General features: G+C 63.2%; 21 protein-coding genes. 11 read left to right on the forward strand and 10 right to left on the reverse strand.

Going from position 1 to position 18,815, the window contains the following annotated elements; all coding sequences use genetic code 11:
* Positions 1-29 precede the first annotated feature (29 nt).
* The 5 genes from RBH20_RS12955 to RBH20_RS12975 all read left to right on the forward strand — a co-directional run bounded on the left by RBH20_RS12955 (position 30) and on the right by RBH20_RS12975 (position 4,751).
* Positions 30-1,490 (forward strand): Hvo_1808 family surface protein, encoded by a 1,461-nt coding sequence (locus RBH20_RS12955; RefSeq protein ID WP_306709214.1) that lies wholly within the window; start codon positions 30-32, stop codon positions 1,488-1,490.
* Positions 1,483-2,841, forward strand: coding sequence for an Hvo_1808 family surface protein (locus RBH20_RS12960; protein ID WP_306709217.1), 1,359 nt, complete (start codon positions 1,483-1,485; stop codon positions 2,839-2,841). Before RBH20_RS12955 ends, RBH20_RS12960 begins: the two co-directional genes overlap by 8 nt.
* A 52-nt stretch (positions 2,842-2,893) precedes the next feature.
* Positions 2,894-4,057 carry a nicotinate phosphoribosyltransferase gene (locus tag RBH20_RS12965; RefSeq protein WP_306709219.1) on the forward strand — a complete coding sequence of 388 codons (1,164 nt, stop codon included), beginning with the start codon at positions 2,894-2,896 and terminating at the stop codon, positions 4,055-4,057.
* Positions 4,058-4,091: 34 nt separating this feature from the next.
* Complete coding sequence (locus tag RBH20_RS12970; protein ID WP_306709221.1) at positions 4,092-4,376, forward strand: DUF6360 family protein; 285 nt, start codon at positions 4,092-4,094, stop codon at positions 4,374-4,376.
* A 75-nt stretch (positions 4,377-4,451) separates the two neighbouring features.
* Entirely contained in the window at positions 4,452-4,751 is a 300-nt protein-coding gene (locus RBH20_RS12975) for a CPCC family cysteine-rich protein (RefSeq protein WP_306709222.1), read from the forward strand.
* An 18-nt stretch (positions 4,752-4,769) separates the two neighbouring features.
* Here RBH20_RS12975 and RBH20_RS12980 read toward each other — a convergent pair whose 3' ends face one another.
* Together RBH20_RS12980 and RBH20_RS12985 are read right to left on the reverse strand one after the other, a co-directional pair.
* Positions 4,770-5,624, reverse strand: a complete 855-nt coding sequence (locus tag RBH20_RS12980) for a ZIP family metal transporter (protein ID WP_306709223.1) — start codon at positions 5,622-5,624, stop codon at positions 4,770-4,772.
* A 178-nt stretch (positions 5,625-5,802) separates the two neighbouring features.
* Positions 5,803-6,939 (reverse strand): site-2 protease family protein, encoded by a 1,137-nt coding sequence (locus RBH20_RS12985; RefSeq protein WP_306709225.1) that lies wholly within the window; start codon positions 6,937-6,939, stop codon positions 5,803-5,805.
* A 97-nt stretch (positions 6,940-7,036) separates the two neighbouring features.
* On the opposite strand from RBH20_RS12985, the gene RBH20_RS12990 reads away from it, so the two are divergent.
* Positions 7,037-7,783 (forward strand): MBL fold metallo-hydrolase, encoded by a 747-nt coding sequence (locus tag RBH20_RS12990; protein ID WP_306709228.1) that lies wholly within the window; start codon positions 7,037-7,039, stop codon positions 7,781-7,783.
* A gap of 22 nt (positions 7,784-7,805) precedes the next feature.
* On the opposite strand, the gene RBH20_RS12995 is transcribed toward RBH20_RS12990, so the two are convergent.
* From RBH20_RS12995 to RBH20_RS13010, 4 genes are all read right to left on the reverse strand, one after another.
* Positions 7,806-9,101, reverse strand: coding sequence for an NUDIX domain-containing protein (locus RBH20_RS12995; RefSeq protein WP_306709230.1), 1,296 nt, complete (start codon positions 9,099-9,101; stop codon positions 7,806-7,808).
* Positions 9,102-9,174: 73 nt separating this feature from the next.
* Complete coding sequence (locus RBH20_RS13000) at positions 9,175-10,278, reverse strand: aminotransferase class V-fold PLP-dependent enzyme (RefSeq protein WP_306709232.1); 1,104 nt, start codon at positions 10,276-10,278, stop codon at positions 9,175-9,177.
* 217 nt (positions 10,279-10,495) lie between these two features.
* Positions 10,496-11,113 (reverse strand): rod-determining factor RdfA, encoded by a 618-nt coding sequence (gene rdfA / locus RBH20_RS13005; protein WP_306709234.1) that lies wholly within the window; start codon positions 11,111-11,113, stop codon positions 10,496-10,498.
* A gap of 44 nt (positions 11,114-11,157) precedes the next feature.
* Positions 11,158-13,119: an archaea-specific SMC-related protein gene (locus RBH20_RS13010; protein WP_306709236.1), complete on the reverse strand. Its 1,962-nt coding sequence runs from the start codon at positions 13,117-13,119 to the stop codon at positions 11,158-11,160.
* A 303-nt stretch (positions 13,120-13,422) separates the two neighbouring features.
* On the opposite strand from RBH20_RS13010, the gene RBH20_RS13015 reads away from it, so the two are divergent.
* From RBH20_RS13015 to crcB, 3 genes are read left to right on the forward strand one after another with little or no spacing between them, the layout of a single operon-like run.
* Complete coding sequence (locus tag RBH20_RS13015; RefSeq protein ID WP_004590827.1) at positions 13,423-13,770, forward strand: hypothetical protein; 348 nt, start codon at positions 13,423-13,425, stop codon at positions 13,768-13,770.
* A 2-nt stretch (positions 13,771-13,772) separates the two neighbouring features.
* Entirely contained in the window at positions 13,773-14,156 is a 384-nt protein-coding gene (locus RBH20_RS13020; protein WP_306709239.1) for a CrcB family protein, read from the forward strand.
* Positions 14,156-14,515, forward strand: coding sequence for a fluoride efflux transporter CrcB (gene crcB, locus RBH20_RS13025; protein ID WP_306709241.1), 360 nt, complete (start codon positions 14,156-14,158; stop codon positions 14,513-14,515). Before RBH20_RS13020 ends, crcB begins: the two co-directional genes overlap by 1 nt.
* Before the next feature lies 1 nt (position 14,516).
* Here the strand turns inward: crcB and RBH20_RS13030 are convergent, their stop codons facing one another.
* On the reverse strand, positions 14,517-15,593 hold the full coding sequence (locus RBH20_RS13030) for an ATP-binding protein (RefSeq protein WP_306709244.1): 1,077 nt from the start codon (positions 15,591-15,593) through the stop codon (positions 14,517-14,519).
* 75 nt (positions 15,594-15,668) lie between these two features.
* Between RBH20_RS13030 and RBH20_RS13035 the strand changes: the two genes are divergently transcribed.
* A complete protein-coding gene (locus RBH20_RS13035; protein WP_004958888.1) occupies positions 15,669-16,115 on the forward strand; it encodes a hypothetical protein in 447 nt (148 codons plus the stop codon).
* On the opposite strand, the gene RBH20_RS13040 is transcribed toward RBH20_RS13035, so the two are convergent.
* From RBH20_RS13040 to RBH20_RS13050, 3 genes are all read right to left on the reverse strand, one after another.
* On the reverse strand, positions 16,112-16,843 hold the full coding sequence (locus RBH20_RS13040; protein ID WP_005537314.1) for a protein-L-isoaspartate O-methyltransferase: 732 nt from the start codon (positions 16,841-16,843) through the stop codon (positions 16,112-16,114). The genes RBH20_RS13035 and RBH20_RS13040 overlap by 4 nt on opposite strands.
* 61 nt (positions 16,844-16,904) lie before the next feature.
* Positions 16,905-17,528, reverse strand: a complete 624-nt coding sequence (locus RBH20_RS13045; protein WP_306709250.1) for a protein-L-isoaspartate(D-aspartate) O-methyltransferase — start codon at positions 17,526-17,528, stop codon at positions 16,905-16,907.
* A gap of 1 nt (position 17,529) precedes the next feature.
* The gene (locus tag RBH20_RS13050; protein WP_007189348.1) at positions 17,530-18,183 is read right to left on the reverse strand and encodes an HVO_0476 family zinc finger protein; all 654 of its coding nucleotides are present in this window, start codon (positions 18,181-18,183) and stop codon (positions 17,530-17,532) included.
* Positions 18,184-18,293: 110 nt separating this feature from the next.
* Between RBH20_RS13050 and RBH20_RS13055 the strand changes: the two genes are divergently transcribed.
* Entirely contained in the window at positions 18,294-18,710 is a 417-nt protein-coding gene (locus RBH20_RS13055) for a DUF1648 domain-containing protein (RefSeq protein WP_306709253.1), read from the forward strand.
* Positions 18,711-18,815: the final 105 nt, after the last annotated feature.

Consider the following 18,815-nt stretch of genomic DNA (forward strand, 5'->3'; position numbering starts at 1 on the left):
TTCACTGTGGTAACCTACCGTGAAAGTAGATGCGCCGCCCTTTCGCCCTCGTCGTTCTCTGTGCCGTTGCGCTGTTACTTGCAGGCTGTCAGGCACCCAGTGTGTCGCCCGACCAGACGGAGTCAAGCAACGTGGATCTGACGCCAAGCGAACCCGCGACCGACTACGGGAGCAACGACTCCGCCCCGGCAGCGCCTGCGACGGACCGGTTGGGCTACGAGAACGGCTACTGGTACAACGAGTCGCTATCGGTAACAACCGAAGACGGACTGAACGAGACAGAGCGGGAAACCGTCGTTGCCCGAACAATGGCCCGCGTCGAACGGATTCGCGGGCTGGAGTTCGAAGAGACGGTTCCGGTCTCCGTCGTCTCGCGGGCCGAGTACCGCAACAACACGGGTGGCGGCGAGACCGGCGATTCGCTGCGCCGGTTTGACAACGTGAAGTTCGAGGCGCTGTTTTTCATCGGTGAGGACCGCGACTCTATTGCGGTCCAGAACAGCAACCGCGGAGAAAGCGTGCTGGGGTACTACAGCAGCCAGCGAAGTGAAATCGTCATCGTCAGTGAATCGGCGACACCGACGATTAGCCGGGGGACGCTGGCCCACGAACTCGTCCACGCGCTGCAGGACCAGCACTTCGGCCTCGAAAGTGACGCGCAGACGCGGGATCAGGTACAGGGTCGGAACGGCATGGTCGAAGGCGATGCCGTTGCTGTCACCCAGACCTACACCGACCGCTGTGGCGAGGCATGGCGCTGTATCGACAGGCCTGCCCAGAGCGGCGGTGGTGGCGGTGACCGCCACTTCGGTATCAACTTCATGCAGTATTTCCCCTACAGCGACGGGCCCGGCCTGATCGGAAATCTTCGAGAACGTGGCGGCTGGAGCGCCGTCAATGACGCTTACGACGACTATCCCGACGGGGCCGCCGAAGTGACCTATCCCGAGCGCTACCCCGAGTGGGAACCCGAGTCAGTCTCGCTTGCAGACCGGTCCAGCGACGACTGGGAGCGGGTCAGACCCTCGACCGACCGCGACCGACCCGACTACGCCGTTGTCGGCCCCTCCGCCATCGCCGGGTCGATGGCGTACACCATCGCCGATGACTACAACGAGTCGAGCGTTGTCCGGACGCGGGACGTCATCAACTACAAGGATGGGGCGTTGGACAGCGACGACCCGTACAACTACGACTTGCCCGCGACCGACGGCTGGACCGGTGGCCGGATGCACGTCTACGCCAGCGGCGACGAAACGGCATACGTCTGGAAAACGACGTGGGCCAGCGAGGCCGACGCCCGCGAATTCGTCGACGCCTGGACAGCGGTCATCGCTCACTGGGGCGGCACTCGAACCACGGACGGCCACTGGGTAATAGCGGAGGACAGTCCCTACACCGACGCTGTTTCGGTCAGGGTCGACGGACAGACCGTCACTGTGGTGAACGCACCGACAGCCGACGAACTGAGCGAGGTCCACGATGCGTAAGGAACTGCTCGTCGCGCTGGCGGTCGTCCTCGCGGGCTGTGCGGTTCCGTCCTTCGGCGGCAGCGACCACCCTGCGACGCCGACCGGCGAAGACGCCATCGGCTACGAGAACGGCTACTGGTACGACGACTCGGTGTCAGTGACGACCGACGACGGACTGAATGAGACGGAGCGGGAGGCTGTCGTCGCCCGGACGATGGCCCGCGTCGAGCAGGTCCGCGATTTGGAATTCAAAGAATCGGTCCCGGTTTCGGTCATCTCCCGGGCAGAGTACCAGAACCGGTCCGGGGGCAACGACAGCGGCGACAGCAGTCGTCCACAGGACCCCTGGAACGACCAGGTGTGGGAAGCGCTCCTGATAATCGGTGAAGACTCCGGCAGCAGCGACGAAATCGATGACACACTTTCGACGACAGTGCAGGGCTACTATTCGCCGAGCGAGGACGAAATCGTCATCGTCAGCCCGACGGAGACGCCACAGATCGACCGACGAACCCTCTCACACGAACTCGTTCACGCCCTGCAGGACCAGCACTTCGGGCTGAACGGCTCCGCGAAGACGCAGGACACACAACTATCACGACAGGGCGTTACCGAGGGCGAGGCCAACTACGTCCGTGCCCTCTACGAACGTCAGTGCAGTGACGGCTGGGGCTGTATCGCGCTCCCGGACCGGACCAGTGACGGAGGCAGCAACGACGGCGATACCGAAAGCCAGGAACCGAGCTACAACGAGGGGCTGTTCACGGTTCTCTACCAGCCCTACGTTACCGGACCGCGGTTCATTGATCAGGTTCGCTCTGACGGTGGCTGGGACGCCGTTGACGCCCTCCACGACAACTTCCCCGACAGCACCGAACAGGTGCTCCACTCTTCGAAATATCCGGACGAAAAGCCCGTGAACGTCACTGTTGCTGACCGTTCGACCGACGAATGGAGCCGCTTCGACCACGACCCGGTCGGCGACACAGTTGGGGAGACCTCGATTTACGCGATGATGTACCACAACAGGCAGACAGAGGGCGACCGCTACAGCTACGAGAGCGAGGTCTCGGCAGGTTGGGGTGGTGACCTTGTCGTGCCCTACCGCAACGGCTCCGGCGGGTACGGGTACGTCTGGGAGACCCGCTGGGACACCGAGGCGGATGCTAGCGAGTTCGCACAGGCCTACCGAGCGGCGCTGACCGAGGAACACGACGCTAGCCAGCCCCGCAGTAACGTCTACGTCGTCCCAGCAGACGACCAGTTCAACGACGCCTTCCGCGTGGTCCGGTCGGGGAAGACCGTCCGCATCGTCAACGGACCGACAGTGAGCGACCTCGACGAGATTCACCAGCAAGCAGAGTCCTGAGGGGCAGTCGCCGACCGGACCGCTTTTTTCGCCACACTGAAAACACCGTACCATGAGCGAGGAGTTCGACATCGTCTCACCAGAGGCGATTCGCGAGGGGCGGGCGACCGACGCCTACTTCGACCGGACGATGGAGGCGCTAGAACACGCGGGCAAGAACCCGGACGTGGTCGCCGAGGTGACGGCGAATCAGTTCGCGACGGGCCGGTGGAAGCTACTGTCGGGGCTGAAAGACGCCGCCGAGTTGCTCGAAGGGCGGGACATCGATGTCGACGCGCTCCCCGAAGGACAACTGTTCGACGGTGGCCCGGTGATGCGAATCGAGGGGACGTACCGGGAATTCTGTCGTCTAGAGACGGCGCTCCTTGGCTTTCTTTCACATTCGACCGGTGTCGCGACGCGAGCACTAGAGGTCCGCCACGCCGCACCGGAGTCGACGGTGCTCTCCTTTGGTTCGCGCCACGTCCACCCGTCGATCGGTGCGATGGTCGAGCGGTCCGCGCTGCTGGGTGGTCTCGACGGTATCTCGAACGTCGCTGCGGGTGAGGTTATCGGCCGGGACGCCGGTGGGACGATGCCCCACGCACTCATGATTTGCTTCGGCCGGGGCAATCAGGAGCAGGCGTGGCAGGCGTTCGACGCCGCTGTCCCGGAGGAGACACCACGTATCGCGCTGACCGACACCTACAGTGACGAGACCGACGAAGCGCTCCGCGCGGCGGAAGCTGTCGATGACCTCACGGGCGTTCGGCTGGACACGACCGGCTCCCGCCGCGGGGACTTCCGCCACATCGTTCGAGAGGTACGCTGGACGCTGGACGCCTACGGGCACGAGGACGTGGACCTGTTCCTCTCAGGCGGTATCACCCCGGCAGCCCTGCGAGAACTACGAGACGTGGCCGACGGCTTCGGCGTCGGAGGGTACGTCGCCAACGCCGACCCACTGGATTTCGCGCTAGATATCGTCGAACTGGACGGCGAGCCGGCCGCCAAGCGAGGGAAGCTCACCGGGACGAAGTCAGTGTACCGAACCGCCGATGGCGGCCATCACATCGGCCTGGCCGACCGCGAGGGGCCGGCGGACGCCGAGTCGCTACTGGAGCCACTGATTCGGGACGGGGAAATCGTCAGGGAGTTCGACCTCGATGCGGCTATCGACCGCGCGGAGTCGGACGCCGAGCGAGTCGGCTACGAGGGCGTGACCGCGGCTGAGTAACGGGCGTTAAGTCTCCGGCCCGCGAACACGCGATATGGTCGACCGCATCATGAAGGTCAACGCGTACACGACCTTCGACCTGCTCGACGGTGAGGTAGAGGGCCACGGCTTCGAGGAGGAGGCCCTGGCCGTCCTGAACGTGACCGCGCCGCGAAAGAACCCGGACCACGTCGAACTCCAGCTAGAGATGGACAACACCGACCTCGACGCGGTGAAGCCACACGCTGACTCGGTAACGCTCTCGGCAGTCCAGGCCCGCGAACTGGCCGCTGAGCTGGAGGAGTACGCGGAGAAAGTCGAAGACACACAGTCGGAGTAATCTGTCCGTCTCAGCGATAGTCATGCATCGCTCCGGGTCGATAATTCTATGGTGTGAAGACGCATACCACGAAATATGTCAACCGAGACGCCCGGCAATCCAGCCGCACGGGAACTGGGCTATTGCCCGTGCTGTGGCTACCAGACACTCCCGGAGGGCCGACCCGGGTCATACGAGATGTGCCCGGTGTGTCACTGGCTCGACGACCCGATTCAGTTCGGCGATGTAGAGTTCGTCAGCGATACGAACCACGTGTCACTGACAGAAGCGCGTGAGAACTTCCGCGAACACGGGGCATGTTCGCCCGACGAGGCCGGAGATTGCGAGGAGCCGACGGACCTCGACCGCGACCCGAACTGGCCCTACGAAGAATAGTGGACACGAAGACAAGACTCAGGCTGCAAGCGCGATATCCAGATACAGCATGATGATGACGCCGGCCATCAGGCCGAGCGTCGCGACGCGCTCGTAGCCGCGCTGGTGTGTCTCGGGGATTATCTCGTCGGAAATCACGAACAGCATCGCACCCGCCGCAAAGCCCATCGCATAGGGCAGGAGCGGTTCGATGGTCACGACGGCAACAGCGCCGAGCACCGCCAGCGGGATTTCCACGACGCCGGAGCGAATCCCGGCGAAGACAGCATAGAGCCGACGGTCCAGACCTGCATTGATTGCTGCAACGGAGACGGCCAGCCCCTCGGGGATGTTCTGGATACCGATAGCGAGCATCAGCGAGAGCGCGCCGCCGATCTGGAGCGGGTCGCCGGCGGCCGCACCGAAGCCGACGCCGACGGCCAGCCCCTCAGGGATGTTGTGCAGCGTGATCGCGAGGATGAACAGGATGACGCCCGCCAGTTTGGATTCGTCGACCGAGAGGTCCTGACTGGGGTTGGCCGCGTCCGACCGCCGGTTGCCTGTCAGTAAGTAGTGGGCGTGGGGGACGAGACCGTCCGCGCGGTCGAGGAACAGCGCGCCCAGTCCGACGCCGATAAGCGTCGGAATCGGATTTCCGCCCGAGTACTCCTCGATACCGGGAATGATGAGGCTCGTGAACGCGGCGGCCAGCATCACGCCGGCGGCGAAGCCCAGTGCCGTGTCCAGCGCCCGCTCCGAGGGGTCACGCCAGACAAGCACGAGCGACGCACCAAAGAGGTTCATCGCCGCGATGATGACTCCGCCGACGAGGCCGTTTATCAGCGGGTCGGTGCCGACGAGGTCGACAAACAGTTCGACGAGCCCGGATTGCATTGTCCAGTAGTGTACGTCGCCCCCTCTTGGGTGTACCGACAGTCAGGAGCGGTCGTCTCTGTTTCAGCGGAATCCCCGCAACGAATCGGAAACTCATGGTTCGCACATGTCATCCAGCCAGATTCAGGTAGGGTCTTCTAGCTGATAGGGGGCTGTATTCGAGCCATTAAACGCTGTGTTAGAACGGTTCCGGCGAGCCGACGACCCGACGCATCTCCATCGCGCTGGCGAAGTCTTCCCGGGAGACCACGCGGGTTCCCTCAGGCCCGTCGACGAAGGCGGCGGAAGCCCGGGCAGTGTCGAGTTCGACAAGCGCATCGAAAGCAGCCATCCCCGAAGGGAATCGCGGCATATCTGCCTCCATCAGGTCGGCGACGGTGTCCGCTTCGCGTTCGGCCTTGGAGAGTTCCCTGAAATCACCGACGGTGACGACGCCGACTACGTCGGCACCGCGCGTGACCGCGAACTCCGTCCGCCGGTCGGCAAACATCCGGTCGACTAGGTCCTCAACGCTGGCGTCGGCCTCGATAGTCGCATCGAGTGGACTGGCCACGTCATCGACAGTCAGTCCCTCAAGTAGCGCTGCCAACGCGACGGTACGGGATTCACTCGACGCAGCACCGTAGACGAACAGAGCGAGTAGCAGCAACATCGGGCTAAACGACATGACGCCGACGACGGCGAACAGCACAGCAAACCCGGTCCCGATACGGGCGGCGATGCGGGTCGCCGTCGCGTAGGGACGCGTTCGCGCCAGCAGCGCCCGGAGCACGCGGCCGCCGTCCATTGGGAACGCCGGCAGCATGTTGAACACGGCGAGAAAGAGGTTCGTGACGGCCAGCCAGCCGACAACGAACAGCGTCACCTGCGCGCTCGCCGGCAGGGCAAACAGCGCGGCGTAGCAGGCGACCCCGGTCAGAATACTCACGGCAGGGCCGGCAAGCGCAATGACGAGCTCCCGGTTCCACTCCTTTGGCATGGCTTCGAGGCTGGCGAGGCCGCCGAGAATCCAGAGCGTGATTGACTCCACCCGGAGCCCGTAGCGCATCGCCGCCCAGGCATGGCCCAGTTCGTGGAGGGCAACGCTGGCGAACAGGCCCACGGCCGCGGCGGTCCCGATAACCCACGGCGTCTGGCCCGCAGTCAGTACCGTGAGGTCAAGCTCCACGCCGGAGAGGACGCTCACGATACCCGCGTACACCGAGATCTGGGCCCCGCTGCCGATAATCCAGGCCAGCACCGGCAGGAAAATCAACAGCGAGACGTTGACCCGTATCGGAATCCCCCAGACCGTCGTGATGTGGAAGTTTCGCACGTGACACCCAACGAACAGTGGCCGGGTATAGCTTCTGCACGGAGACGACGCCGACGAGTAGCGGCCTTATTCAGGGTGTAGCGTGTACGGATATCTAATGACAGTTCGACACGACGGGCTGACCGTCGACTGGCTGGGGTACGCGACGCTCCGGTTCGCGGGCGACGACACGGTGGTGTACGTCGACCCGGGCCGGTACGGCGTGCTCACCGGCGAGTGGGAGCCCCACACGGACGGCATCGGCCATCCGCCAAGCAGCGACTACCGCGCGGAAGACGGCGACATTGTCTGTGTGACACACGTCCACCACTACGACCCGGATGGTATCGAGCGCGTCGCGAGCGATGACGCGACCATCGTCGCCTATGAGGGTATCGATGAGCGCGTCGGCGATCGGGACCTCCCGCCGCTATCCTCGCTCCCCTACGACGTTGTCGAGGTCGGAATGAAATCACAGACCACGGTCAAGGACGTGCCGATCTGGTCGACACCGGCGTACAACGAGCCGGACGGCCGGCATACGCTGCCCGATGGCACGCCGTATCACCCGGAGGGATTCGGCTGTGGCTTCATGATCGCCGTCGAGGGGACCAGAGCGTTCTACCCCGGCGATTCGGATGTCCTACCTGGCCACCGGACGCTTGAGGTATCGCTACTGTGTCCGCCCATCGGCCCGCGGGCGACGATGGACCGCCACGAGGCCGCCGCCCTGGCCGCGACCATCGACCCGGACCTCGTGATGCCAGTCCACTACAACACCTTCTCTAACCTCGAAGCCGACTCCCGCGAGTTCGCCGCCGACGTGGCCGAAGCCGGCGTCCCGGTCGTGTTAGACGAGCAATGAGAGCGCCCGCCGGTCTCTGATATCACCGGCGCTCAGACCATTCGCCCCGGTCCCGGTGGGCGTCAGCGATCTCCTCGATATCAGTCGTCTCCAGAACGCCGCGCTCGGTGACGACCGTCACTGCCGACGCCGGCGTCACGTCGAAGGTGGGGTTCGATACGGCGATATCGGCGTCACCGGCGTACATTTCCTGTGGCTCCCGCTCCTCTCTGTCCCACGTAGCGCGTGGCGCAATCTTGTCCGTCGCACACACTGCGTAGCAGTCCACGTCCGCGGCGGCCGCCGAAAGGGCCGCCGAACGGGTACCAACCTTGTTGACAACGCGGCCGTCCGGAAAGACGCGGTCGGCCCCGACAACGAGCGTGTCGGCGCTCCACACGTCCAGTTCATGGCCGAAGGCCGCGTCGGTGGTCAGCGTCACCGTGGTGCTCTCGGCAAGCGTCTCGGCGACGCCAATGCCTTCACCGCCGGGCCGTGACTCGGCGACGAGCACTACCTCGGGAGCAGCGGCCTCGACCACTGCACGAACTGTTCCGGACCGAGAAAGCGTCGCGATGCGGTCACCGACGCGCTCAGCGGCGACGGCCGCGGCGACCCAGTCGGCGGTCACCGCGTGGTTCAGCGTCTCGGTCGCGGCCCGCTCGACGGCCGCCGGCGATTCGTCGGTAACGGCGGCCATCGCCCGATTGAGACGGTTCGCGACGACGACCATTGATGGGCGCGCCTCTCGGATTTCAGCGGCGAGGGCGGCAAGCGCGTCCCAGTCGTCACCGTCCCGTTCGGCAGTCTCCAGATCGACACTCCGTCCGGCGTCAGCCGAGGCGGCTTCGTCGCGTAGCACCTCCAGTGCCCGGAGCGACAGCCACGCCGAGCCGTGGGTCCGGTCCTCGCGAACGGTCGCCAGTCGCGGGCGAACACGATCCCAGGAGGTCCACAGTCGCGGGACCGTCTCACGAGTCAGTATTTCCGGCGGGTGGACCCACGCAGTCTCGATTGTCTCCTCGTTCGTCGCGACCGTGCGGGCCTCACAATCGAACAGGAACGGATGGACCCGCCAGCGAACCCCGTGATCGGTGTCTGCGACCTGAAATGAATCGCCCTGCCGGACGAGCGTCACCGCGTCGGCCAGCCCAGTTTCTTCGTCGATTTCGGCCCGCGCGGCCGTCTCGGGATCCCGGTCCCGCCCAGCATCGTCGGCGACGTGTCCCGCGACCCCGCTCCACTGGCCCTGGTACGAACCAACCGCGTCGCTCCGGCGCAACAGTAATACCTCGCCTTCGCTGCGCAGGAAGCACGTCACGACGGGGCGTGTCTCCATACGAGGCGGAACGACCGGCCGGGGCAAGAAAGTCCGGGCCTGTGACGCCAGTCACAGCGGGACGCTGTGAACGCTACAGCGCGTCAAGCAGGCGGTCGATGTCGTTGGCTGTATTGAACACGTGGACCGAAGCCCGGAGCGCCTCGGGGTGGGGGAGTGACCTGATGATGATACCGTCAGCCGCGAGTCGCTTGACGGTCGCCTCGGGGTCGTCGGCGGTGAACGTCACGAGCCCCGACTCGTAGTCGCGGGGGCTCAGCAGTCGGTCGCCGAGGCTGTCCTTGAGCCGGTCAGTCAGCCGCTCAACACGGGGCTGAATTGTATCGAACCCGACAGCCTCAACCGTCTCAATGGCGTTCGCGAGCGCAACGTAGGGGACCGGTGAGGTAGTGCCGACCTCGAAGCGGCGCGCGCCTTCGTAGTATGTGTATCCGTCAGCACCGGGGTCTTCGACGCTCCGGTAGCCAATGCGGGTCTGGCGCAACCGGTCATACGCGTCGGGGTCGACATACAAGAATCCGCCACCCCAGACGCCCAGCAGCCACTTGTGCCCCGCCGCGGCCACGAAGTCCGCGCCCCATTCGGTCACGTCAACGGGGTGCTGGCCGACGGACTGGACAGCGTCGACGAGTACCTGTGCGCCGGCGTCATGGGCGACCTCGACGACATCCGCAACCGGGAGTCTGGTTCCGTGGGTCCAGGAGAGCGAACTCAACGCCACCAGTCTGGCGTCAGCCACAGCGTCTTTCACATCAGCCATGTCAAGCCGACCGGCATCTGTTTCCAGTACTCGGGCCTCGATGTCGTGGGTGTCGACCAGGCGGTCCCAGGGTAGTGTGCCGGCGGGGTGTTCGAGATCAGTCCGGACCACCACATCGCCGGGCTGCCAGTCGATAGCCCCAGCGACCATATTGACCCCGTCGGCGGTACTGCGAGTCAAGGCGACGTTGGCGGCGTCAGTCCCGATATGGCTGGCGACAACCTCTCGAGCTGCCGAGAGAGCGTCCCACGCAACCGTATAGGGTCCCTCATTGGCAGGTGCGTCGAAGGCGTGTCGTTCGAGAAACGCCGTCGCAGCGTCGACCACTGGGCGCGGCGTCGGCCCGCTTGCCCCCGTGTTGAAGTACGTACACCGTTCGAGTGCCGGGATTGACGCTCGGATCTCGGCTGGGTCCATGTCCGTTCCGATGGTCCCCGACGCCTTCAGCCCTGTGTGACCCAGTAGGCAGCTTCGACAGCGGATTCCCAACACGGCAGTACAGTTCTATTTCTACGGCCGGCCATCATTACTGATTTTCTTGTTTTGTTGTGTTTCACAACTTTTATCGATTGCTTCGATACTTTTGAATGATTGCAGTGTCTCGGGATAGTCAGACGGAGCCTAGAGTGACAGCTCAGTCCTGCTGACACTCGCAGCCGCCCTGCTCGAAGAACTCCGCAACGGCATACTGGCTGCCACACGACTGGCACAGCACCTGCGCGTCCAGAAATATCTCGAAGTCATCGATATCGATACGGTCCGTATCGCGCAGTTTCTCAATGCGCTGGTCGGTGACCGACAGCGTTCGGGTCAGGAGCCGCTGAATGCTTTCAAGGTCCTTCTCGATCTTCTCATCGTCGGATAGCCCCTGGTACTCCGCGCCGCGCCATTCCTTCAGATACGACCGAATGGCCTGATAGGTGATGAAATCGGTTTCGAGACTGTCTACGTCGACGCCGTTACGTTCGAGTCGGTTGACGGTATCAGTCCGAACACCTGTGCTGATGTCGTCACCGGTGAGGTTCTCGTAAGTCGATTCCACGTCGCTTTCGAGGGCGCTCAGGCCCGCATCGACCAGTTCGCGTTCGAGGAGGCGCTTGTTGAAAAACTCGGCAAGGTCACGGAGACTCATCCGCTCTTCACCATCACCCGTCCAGCGAGCCTCCATCTCCGCACCGAGTCCATCAAGTTCGTATTCGTCGATGAGTCGAGCGACTTTGCTCGACGGCCGGCCGTCTGTCGTATTCGCCATCTGTTATTCCCACGTACGGTAACCGGAAGTAAAAGACTACGGGGTTAGATCGAAGTGATGCGGTTGAAGTCGTCGTCCAGCGCCTGCGCGTCCTCCGGCAAGAGGGCGACAACGAGATGTTCGGCGTAGTCGGCGAAGTACTCGACGAGCTCGGCGATTCGTGCCGAGTCGATGGCTTCCAGCGAGTCAAGCAGCATGAACGGAACGCTCTCGTGGAGGTCATGCACCAGATAGCCTGCAAGGGCGAAAATGAGGCCGGTTACCTCGCGCTCGCTCTCGCTGAGGTGCTCAATGGTGTCCTCGTACGCCGCGCCGTTCTCGGTGGTCCGGACAATGTGGAGTTCGAACACCGTTCGGTCGACCTTCTGACGCCCCTCACGGACGGTCTGCTCGACGCGCTCGATCCAGATGCGTTCGAGGTTCTCGTACTCGAGGATCCCGAGGATGGCGTCCATGTGCTCGTTGAACTCGTCGACAGCGTTAGCCTCGATCTGGTCGATTTTCGTCCGCTTGTCGGTGAGTTCCTCGACAAGATCGTCGCGTTCGTCGCGGAGGTCGTCGGCCCGGTTGACCAGTTCCTCAATTTCCTCTATTTCGGCAGACACGTCGTCGAGGTCGGATTCCAGGCTGTCGATCTCGAACTCAAGCTGATTTGCCTCCCGGTGAAGCGAGAGGATCTCGTCGAAGTCCTCGGATTCGAGGTTATCAACCTCGTCTTCCAGCGACTCGACGTCCTCCGTCAGTTCCTCGCGTCGGTCTTTCAGCGAAGTGATCTGCTCTTCGCGGCGTTCGATCTCCGTGTCCGTCTCCTGAATCTTCCGCTCGACGTTCTCACGGCGGCGCTGCTTTTTTTCGGCCTCGCGCTGGTCGGTCTTGAGATCGTCGAGCTCCGACTTGATGTCGTTGAGGTCCTCGACCTTCTGCCGGCGGAGGTCCTGCAGGCGGTCAACGGTGTCTTCGATCTGCTCGCGGTTGACCGTCGAGCCACACGTCCAGCACACGACGGATTCCTCGTCTTCGCCATCGAGAAGTTGCTCTGTCACCGCACCGTCGGAGCCCTCGGGCGCGTCTTCGAGCGACTGGATGACATCGTAGTCTTCCTCTTCGAGCCGTTCCTCGTTGTACTGGATGAGGCTCTGGAGGTCGGATATCTCGCTGTTCAGCCGCTGGCGCTGGTCGCGCAGGCTTGCGATCTCGTCTTCGAGGTGCTGCTGGTCGCCCATCGGCGTCTCCGGCAGATCATCCAGTTCGTCTTCGAGGTCGGACCGCTCGCGTTTTAGCGAGGTGATGCTTTCTTCCTGTGCCTCGATATCGCGCCGGACAGATTCGAGGTCCGACCGCGTCGAGCGGAGTTCATCGAGCTTCTCTTCGAGAACATCCTGTTCCTGACGGCTCTCCTCGATATCTCGGCTGCTGTTGTCGATCTCCTCTTCCCGCTCGGCCAGTTCTTCGCGTTTCTCCTCGATCTGTTCGCGGAGTTCGGTCCGGCGCTGTTCGAGGTCCGGGAGGTCGCGCTGGCGGGACTCGACCGTGGCGAGTTCGTCGTTGATCTCGCCTTTCTCCGCTTCCAGCTGTTCGACTTCCGAGCGGATCGCGTCGATGTCGACCGGCCGCATGATAATTTCGCGGAGGTCGTCGCCGCGAGCCACAGACCGGCGCGCCTCGTTGGTTTCGAGGAGGAATGCGAACAGGTCGGCAACCGCAGGGTCATCAAGATATCCGTCGCCGTCAAACTGCACAGCGTCCCCCGCTCGCGTGAGCGTCCGCTCGTACACTGCATCCCCGTAAGTGAGGGCAACGCTCCCCTCGTCGGCGTCGCCTTTCAGCGTGGCCTGCGTACTCCCCATCGCCGCCATAATAGACTGCAGAAACGACGTCCGGTTTGTGGCGTTTTTCCCCGTCAGTACCGTCACGCCCGGTGGAATATCGACTGACGTCTCATCGATCCCACCGATATTGGTTACATCGAAATGGGCGACACTAGATCCTTGCTTTGATTCTGGCATTGCTCTGCCGTAGTCGGAGAGGATATAAAAATAATTTCATTGCCGAAAACCAAATTACAGATTACCAGCCACACTACCGGCCGATACATCAGACGGTGCAGTATTATACAGCAGACAGTGAACGGACCGACAGTTGGCTCTGGAATAACACCTGTACCAATATTATTCCGAGCTGGAGCTATTGGCGAAGACAGATAGGCTTTTTCTTCAATGCTGCTATTTTGTTGTGTATAGCAATATTTCTCGCTTGTGACGGGTTTTGATATGCCAATCTATAAGTCGGCGTGATTGGAAGCTGATTGTATGACCCGGTATGAAACGCTGCTTGAGGTCGAACTTGACGAGTGGGACAGTGGGTATGGTGTCTTGCAGATCGTTGATCCAGATGACAGCGACACTGCCGAGCTACGGTTCTGTTACTTCAATGAAAACGGCAAATTCACGAACCGGCCGCTAACGCTACGCCCCGACGAAGAAACACTAGACCGAACGACGCGGATGGTGGAGAACCTCGGCTACGTTGCCCGGACCTTCGACCCAGCAGAGATCCGTGAACTCGTGGATACGCTCGGCGAAGAGCGGGTTATCGAACTCGCACAACTCGTCGACACCCTTGGCGAAGCACGGCTGGCGGAGATACTCGGGGAGTAAGGATGACAGACACCCACCCGCTGGTAACGGTCGAAACTATCGTCCTCGTGGGTCTGGGAGGATTTGCCGGCTCGAACCTTCGGTACTTCGTCGGCCTCTTTTTCCCGGGGTTACAGGGGACGCTGCTGGTCAATGTCTGCGGCAGTTTCGCACTCGGCGTCTTGGTGTACGAGGGGCTGCAGGTCGGCGCACTAGCCAGCGAAACGAAGCTGGCCGCGTCAACCGGCTTCATTTCGTCGTTTACCACCTACAGTACGTTCGCAGTGGAGACGGTTCTGACACCCGAGTGGGCGGTCGCAAACATCGTCGGCAGCTACGCTCTGGGTTTTGCCGGCGTCCTTGTCGGTCGTGAAGCCGTCCGACTGTTCGCTGGAGGTGAGCGGTAATGGTTGCTCTCGAATCGGCGCATCTGGTCGGGACTGGTGGGGCGCTTGGCGCTCTCTGTCGCCACTATCTGGCGGATGCGGTCCAGCGAGAGACGTTTCCACTCGGGACGCTCACAGTGAACGCTATCGGAAGCTTCGCTCTGGGACTGTTGACCTTCGCTGGTGTGACCGGTGACGCGGCACTGCTTGTCGGTGTTGGTGCGTGCGGTTCGTTCACGACGTTCTCCTCCTTTTCAGTCGAGACAGTCCGACTGTGGGAGGACGGCTACGTGGCCTTGGCCACTCTCAACGCTGTCGGGAATCTCGTCTGTGCGCTGGCTGGGATCGGGTTGGCCTGGGGCGTCGTACAGGTTGTTTGACTCATACAACGTCGTTATTTTCAGAACCCCCCGCACGAGCTTCGCACTCTCTGTCTGCTCCGGGGTCGCTTGCCCGCGGGGTCTCGCCGCCGTGGGGCGTCCGCCGCTCACGGACGGTCACGTGATGGACTGATTCGGTGCCGTCGTCGACGACGAGCGCGTCACCGGTCGTCTCCGGTAGCCGAGCCGCGAAATCACCGTCGAGATACGTCGGCTGGGTGGCCTGTAGTGCCTCAATGTCAGCCGTGCTCGTCAATCGGTGGGCAACGAGCAGGTCGGTCTGGGAGACGGTTGTCGCTGGCACCACGCTGGGTCGCTGTGTCGCCAGCATACAACTTACGCCGGGCTGGCGGCCTCGGGTGACGAGACGGCGGAGCGGACGCCGGGCGACGCCATCGGTGAACGCGTGGGCCTCGTCGACCAGCAGCCACGGCAACCGACTCGTCTGTTCGGCCATCCGAGCGTCGTACAGCGCAGTCGCGACAGCTGCGAGAACCGCACCGGCTGGTCGGGAAGCGAGTCCCGACATATCGAGCGCAGTCAGGCTATCGCTGCACAGCGTTCCCGTCTCGATACCCGAAGGCTCGAAGATGCCCCAGGACTCGGCGAGCGCGAGATGGTTCGCCGCTGCACGGGCGGTGCTCGCCGCCGCATCCGTATCGGCCACCCACGAGCGCATCCCGTCAAGAGTTGTGCACTCGGCCGCCGCTCGCCACACAAGCGCTCCCGCGCCCTGTTCCGGGTCGAGGCCAAGCACTGTACACCACTGGCGCGGGTCGAGCGTGTCCGCACGAACGCTGGGATGCACGACCTTTGCAGACACGTCCGCAGTTCCGAGCGGCGTGAACGCCCCCATCGGGTCGACAACGACCGGGGCAACTCCTTCAGTAGCAATCAGCCCCTCGGCGAGAACGCCAAGCGTGTAGGTCTTCCCCGACCCGCGTTTGCCGACGACAAGACCGACGTGTGGCCGGTCAACATCGAGGCTGACCGCAGCACCGCGGCTCCCATCGCGGGCCCGATAGTGACCCAGCCGCGTCGTTGCCCCCGTCGCTTCCTCGCGTCCGATAACCACCATGCCGGCGGTTGTCCCGTTTCGGTACTTGAAGGTTCGTACGAGGGTTCAAATACGAGTTTGGAGCCACACCTGTCCATGTCAGATTCGCTGTGGCGCGACGAACGTGCCATCGAGGGGCTACCGATTCGTCTCGTTATCGCGCTGGTGGTCGGTGTCGCCTGCCTCTCCGTGATGATGAGTACCATCTCCGGAATCGAGACGCTGCAGGTAACCGAGGTCGATGTGGAGCCCCACCCGGAGGTGACGAATCCGGGGACGCAAGACGTAGTTGTCACCGTCGTCGACTCAAAAGGGTCGCCGGTGTCCGGTGCAACAGTGGTCGCGAAAAGTGGGACAGCAACGCTCTCGTCGGTTACAACCGGCGAGACGGGTAGCGCAGGGAACGTGACCCTCTCACTGTCGCCGTCGCTCGGACCGAATCAACAGGACGGCACCGTCACTTTCGAAGTGAAACCACCGGCTGGGAGCAACTACGAAGACGCTCGCTCGAACACCGACCTGCTTGTCGTCGAGTCGCCCTAGCCGTCCCAGTCAATCCACTCCTGCTCCCATCCCGCGCGGGACTGAGCCGCCTGGCGGGCACGCTCGCGGTCTTCACGGTGGGTCCGGTTGCGCTCGACAGTGTCGGCCTGTTCACCCTCGACGAGCATCGGCTGGAACGCGACAGTGCCGTGTCGCTTGACCGAGCCGTCGGCCTCCACGACAGCCAGTGACTGCTCGCCGGTGCCAAGCGGCATCACCAGTCGGCCGTCATCGGTCAGTTGCTGGAGGAGCGCCCTGGGTGGGTCAATCGCGGCGGCTTCGAGAAGAATGCGGTCGTACGGTGCGTACTCCGGGAGTCCGTCAGCCCCGTCACGGCGGTCCACGAGGACGGCGTCATAGCCTGCTTCTGCCAGGTTCTGGCGTGCTTCGATGACGAGGCGACGCGTGATGTCTATCGCATGAACGTTCGCTGCGCCGACCTGTTCTGCCAGCACGGCGGCCGTGTAGCCGACGCCGGCACCGACCACAAGCACATTGTCGTCTTCTTCTGGTGACAGGGTTTCGAGTACGCGGCCGGCGGTACTGGGCGAAAGAACGCGCGTGCCAAGGCGTTCGAACGGGCGGTCGGAGTAGGCCTGTTGCTCGCCGACGAAGGCCTCTCTGGGGACGGCGCGCATCGCTGTCGACAGCCACGCGCTCCGGACAACACCCTTGCTCTCGTGTTGGAGGCTGTCGACCATGTCGTCTCGCAGTACCGCCGGGTCCATATCAGGGTATTCGGCCGAAGCTATATCAATGGCGCGACAACGGCCGCGTCCGTCGAAAACCCTACTGCAACGGGACGAACCGGACGCCGCCGTGGTCCTCTTTTTCGAGCGTGCCGCCGGCTTGTTTCTCCGCCCGGATGAGGCGCTGTTGTCCGTCGCCAACCGGAGCCAGCAGGATGCCACCGTCGCGGGTCTGCTCGACGAGCGGGGCGGGGAAATCCGGTGCGGCACAGGTCAGATACGTCCGGTCGTAGAGCGCGTGTTCTGGCCACCCCTGCTTGCCGTCACCGGCTCGAACGGAAACACCGCTGTAGCCGGTCGCTTCCAGTGTCTCGCGTGCCTCATCGGCCAGCGATGCGTGGTACTCCACGCTGTAGACGTTCTCAGGACCGACCAGTTCGGCGGTCACCGCGGCGTGGTAGCCACAGCCCGTACCGACCTCAAGCACCCGGTCACCCGGGGACAGGTCGAGCAACTCGGCCATAATTGCGACCATATGCGGCGCAGAAATCGTCTGGCCCGACCCGATCGGGAGCGGGCGGTCGGCGTAGGCATCGTGTCGCTTGTCGTCCGGAACAAACTGATGGCGTGGAACCGATGCTATCGCTTCGAGGACAGTCTCGTCGTCGACACGCGAGCGCAGGTGGTCAGATAGCCGCGACCGCTGCCGGTCCCAGTCGACCATCCTACCAAGCCGACCACGCCGTGGTTGACTCGTCCCTGACGTACAGTCGGTTGATGTCCTTCGCAATACCCATGTCGCCGTCGTGGTCCATGTTCTCGTGGTCGTAGCCGTGGGCGTCGTCGCGGACGTGAATCCCTTCGACGGTGAACTCTTCCTCGCCGAACTCCTCGGTCTCGCCGACGACGAACTCGTAGTCGCCGGGGACGTGGAGTTTGAAGCTCTCAGTCTCGTCGTGGGTCCCGTCTTTCGGGTGCATCGTGACGTTGACCGAGACGTTGCCGACGGCCCGCGACCAGATTGTCTCGACGTCCTCGGCGGCCGCCTCGTCCTCGCGGCCGTCCGCGGTCTCCAAGCTAGTGATGCGCGCGGTCACGACAGCTTCCTCCGTTTCTAGGAGGAACTCCTCGCCAACGGACAGTTCTTCTTCGGCCGGCACGTCGACCTCGGCGGTGAAGGAGTCTCCGTCCTGTGAGACGACGACACTACGCTGCAGCGTCTCTTCTTCCGGGAGTTGTTCCTTGTGGACGTGGTCACAGTCCGTACAGCGAACCGTCACGTGGCCGCCCGGCTTCAGCACCTCGTGAACCGTTTCCAGATCCGGCGAACAGGCCGGACACGGGAGGGCGATGCGGTCGCCCGGTGTAGCGTCTGTCATATACGGCCGTTGACTGCGCTCCCGTAAATGGTCGTCGCCACGGCGCTGCTCGTGGTTCTTACTCGCACAGTCACGCTGCCCTTCTTTTGCCACCGGGCCAAACGACGGGTATGGCGCGCCGACAGAGCCATGCCGACATCGCAAGCGGTGTCGTCATCGGCCTGACAGCCTTGGCTGGTCTCACAGTCTGGTCACGCCTCCCCGCTGAAATCGCGATTCACTTCTCCGCGTCGGGCACGCCCGATACCTACGTTTCGAAGCCGGTCGGTGTCGTTCTCATGCCGGCGCTGATGTTTGCAACCCTCCTCGTGCTGAAGGGTGCGTTCCGCTACGACCCGCCGGACGTGCCGCAGGTGGCGGCCACTATCACCGTCGCAACGATGGCGTTCATGGGTGCGGTACACGGGCTGGTGCTCGCGTGGAACCTTGGCTATCCGGTGCCGTTCGACCTCGTCCTCGTCGGGTCGCTCGTCTGGGCGGTGCTCATTATCGGCTACGCTGTGACGGTCGAATACGCCGACAGATAACGGACCGTCGGCGGCCAGTATGCGCTATCCGCGCCACTGTGCCCCTTCAGAAGTTCACTTTGGCTTCGGTTACGCAACGCAGAGGGTTTCACTTCCTCCCCGTCC

This window comes from Haloarcula sp. H-GB4 (assembly GCF_030848575.1).
GTDB lineage: Archaea > Halobacteriota > Halobacteria > Halobacteriales > Haloarculaceae > Haloarcula.